The sequence below is a fragment of the Streptomyces daliensis genome (assembly GCF_054782395.1).
Genome location: NZ_BAAGSO010000076.1, coordinates 5,360 through 8,397, shown reverse-complemented (window position 1 = coordinate 8,397; position 3,038 = coordinate 5,360). Strand labels below are relative to the sequence as shown.

1 protein-coding gene is annotated in these 3,038 nt (G+C 68.3%); it reads left to right on the top strand.

Features of this window, described 5'->3' with window-relative positions; genetic code table 11:
* Window positions 1–16: 16 nt before the first annotated feature.
* A partial coding sequence (locus ACYVOO_RS16900) for an AMP-binding protein (protein WP_461016468.1) occupies window positions 17–3,038 on the top strand: 3,022 nt, incomplete at its 3' end.

Here is a 3,038-nt window from a genome sequence, read left to right as displayed (position 1 = left end):
GGGGCCGGGTGTGGGGGTGTTGCAGTTCGCCTCGTTCAGTTTCGACGCGTCGGTGCTGGATGTGTGTGTGGCCCTGTCGTCGGGTGCCACGTTGTGGATCGCCAGTGAGGAGCAGCGTCAGGAGCCACGGAGGCTGGAGGAGCTGGAGGGTGTGGGGGCGGCGAGTGTGGTGCCGTCGCTGCTGGAGGTGCTGGACCCCGAGGACCTGACGCACGTCGGTCCGATGGTGGTGGGGTCGGAGGCGGTCAGTGAGGCGGTGGCGTGCACGTGGTCGCCGGGGCGTGAGCTGGTGCATGCCTACGGTCCGACCGAGGCGACGGTCATCTCGGCGATCGGCATGATCGACGGGAGCCGTTCGGGTGCGGTGCCGTTCGGCGGGCCGATCGCCAACACCCGCATGTACGTCCTGGACGATGCCCTCCAGCCGATGCCCGTCGGCGTGGCCGGTGAAGTCTACGTCGCGGGAGCGGGCTTGGCGCGCGGCTATGTGGGTCGTCCGTCGCTGACGGGTGAGCGGTTCGTGGCTTGCCCCTTCGGCCCGGGGTCTGGGGAGCGGATGTACCGGACGGGCGACCTGGCCAGGTGGACGTCGGATGGGCAGCTGGTGTTCGCCGGTCGTGCGGATGAGCAGGTGAAGGTGCGCGGGTTCCGGATCGAGCCGGGCGAGATCGAGGCCGCCCTGCTGACCGATCCGAACGTGACGCAGGCCGCGGTGATCGCCCGTGAGGACAGCCCCGGTGATCAGCAGTTGGTGGCCTACGTAGTGCCGAATGGCCGGGAGCCGGAAGGACTGAGGGAACTGGTTGCCTCGCGGCTGCCGGAGTACATGGTGCCCGCCGCGTTCGTGACCCTGCCGGAGCTGCCGCTGACGGCCAACGGCAAGCTCGACCGCCGCGCGCTGCCCGCACCCGAGTACACCATCGGATCCGGGCGCGCACCGGCCACCGTGCAGGAGGAGATCCTGTGCGCCGCCTTTGCTGATGTGCTGGGCGTGGATGTGGTCGGGGTCGATGACAACTTCTTCCAGCTCGGCGGACATTCCCTCCTCGCCGTCCGGCTGATATCGCGGATCCGCGCGGCGCTGGGTGTGGAGGTCGGGGTACGGGCGTTGTTCGAGGCGCCGACGCCCGCGGGCCTGGCAGGGGCGGCAGGTGTCGGTGCTGTCGAGGTGCCGGAGAATCTGATCCCCGACGGCGCGGATCGGATCACCCCGGAGATGCTGCCGCTGGTGGAGCTGGACCAGGTGGAGATCGATCGGGCCGTGGCGTCGGTCGATGGTGGGGCGGCGAACGTCGCCGACATCTACCCGTTGGCGCCGTTGCAGGAGGGCATGTTCTTCCACCACCTCATGGCGGGCGAAGGCGACGACGTCTATCTGACCGTCCGGGTGATGGAGTTCGACTCTCGCTCCCGGTTGGATGAGTTTGCGCGAGCGTTGCAGCGGGTGGTGGATCGGCATGACATCTACCGCACCGGCGTCGTCTGGGAGGGCTTGCGGGAGCCTGTGCAGGTGGTGTGGCGGCAGGCCGAGCTACCGGTCGTCGAGCACACGCTGGAGGGCGAGAGCACGGAACCTGCCGCCATGGGCAAGGACCTGATGGCCCGAGCTGGTTCGGTAATGGATCTGGGGCGTGCGCCGCTGGTGGACGTGCACGTGGCAGAGATGGTGGAGGGGTGTTGGCTGGCCGTCGTGCGGATGCATCACATGGTGCAGGACCACCTCGGCATGGACGTCCTCTTGGGCGAGCTGCGAGCCGTGCTGGCCGGGAGGGCCGCGGACCTGGCGCCGGCGTTGCCGTTCCGGAACTTCGTGGCGCAGACACGGTCCGTCCCGAGGGCTGAGCACGAGCGATTCTTCGCTGAACTGCTCGGCGACATCACCGAGCCCACCGCCCCCTATGGGGTGCTGGATGTACGGGGGGACGCTGACCTCCGCGCCGAGCTGCTGCCTCTGCCTGGCCAGATGGTCGCGGCCCTGCGTCAGGTGGCGCGTGAGCTGGGCGTCAGCGTGGCCACCGTGCTGCACGTGGCGTGGGCGCGGGTGCTGGCCACCCTGTCGGGCCGGGACGACGTGGTGTTCGGCACCGTGCTGTTCGGCCGGATGAACGCGGGGGCGGGCGCCGACCGGGTGCTCGGCCCGTTCATCAACACGCTGCCGGTACGCCTGCGGACCGGCGAGGTCGGAGTACGGGCCGCGGTTGAGACGATGCGGGACCAACTGGCCGCGCTGCTGGAGCACGAGCACGCTCCGCTGGCCATCGCCCAGCGGACCAGCGGAGTCGCGGGGAATGCTCCGCTCTTCACTTCGCTGTTCAATTACCGCCATACCGTTCAGCAGGCAGACGCGACCGGACAACGGCAGCTTGAGGGAATCCAGCATATTTCTCGACGGGAGCGGACCAACTATCCGCTCACCGTGGCGCTCAACGACGTTGGGCCGAACGAACTCAGCATCAGTGTGGAGGCCGTCAAGCCGATTGATGTGGCCGCTGTGTGCAACTTGCTGCGCACGGCGATAGGAAGCGTGCTGGAGGCACTGTCCGACACGTTGAACGGAGCTTCCGAGACTCGACTTGGCGCGTTGAACATTCTTGAGCCTCGCGAGCGGGATCGGCTGTTGTCGGAGTGGAATGACACGGCAGTGCCGGTGGACACCGCGACGGTGCCGGAGTTGTTTGCGGAGCGGGTGGTGGAGGCTCCCGATTTGGCTGCGGTGGTGTTTGAGGGTGTGGAGCTGTCTTACGGCGATTTGGATGTGGCGGCGAATCGGTTGGCGAATTGGCTGCGTGGTCGGGGTGTGTGTGGGGAGTCGGTGGTGGGGCTGCGGTTGCCGCGTGGTCCGCAGATGGTGGTGGGGATTGTGGGGGTGTGGAAGGCGGGGGCGGCGTATGTGCCGGTGGACGCGTCGCTGCCGCCCGAGCGGGTGGAGTTCATGCTCGCCGACGCCGGGGTCGGGATGGTTGTTGGCGTGGATGAGTTGGAGGAGTCGGCTGGCTCTTCCGACGCGGCACCTGGGGCGGTGCTGGATCCGGCTTCGC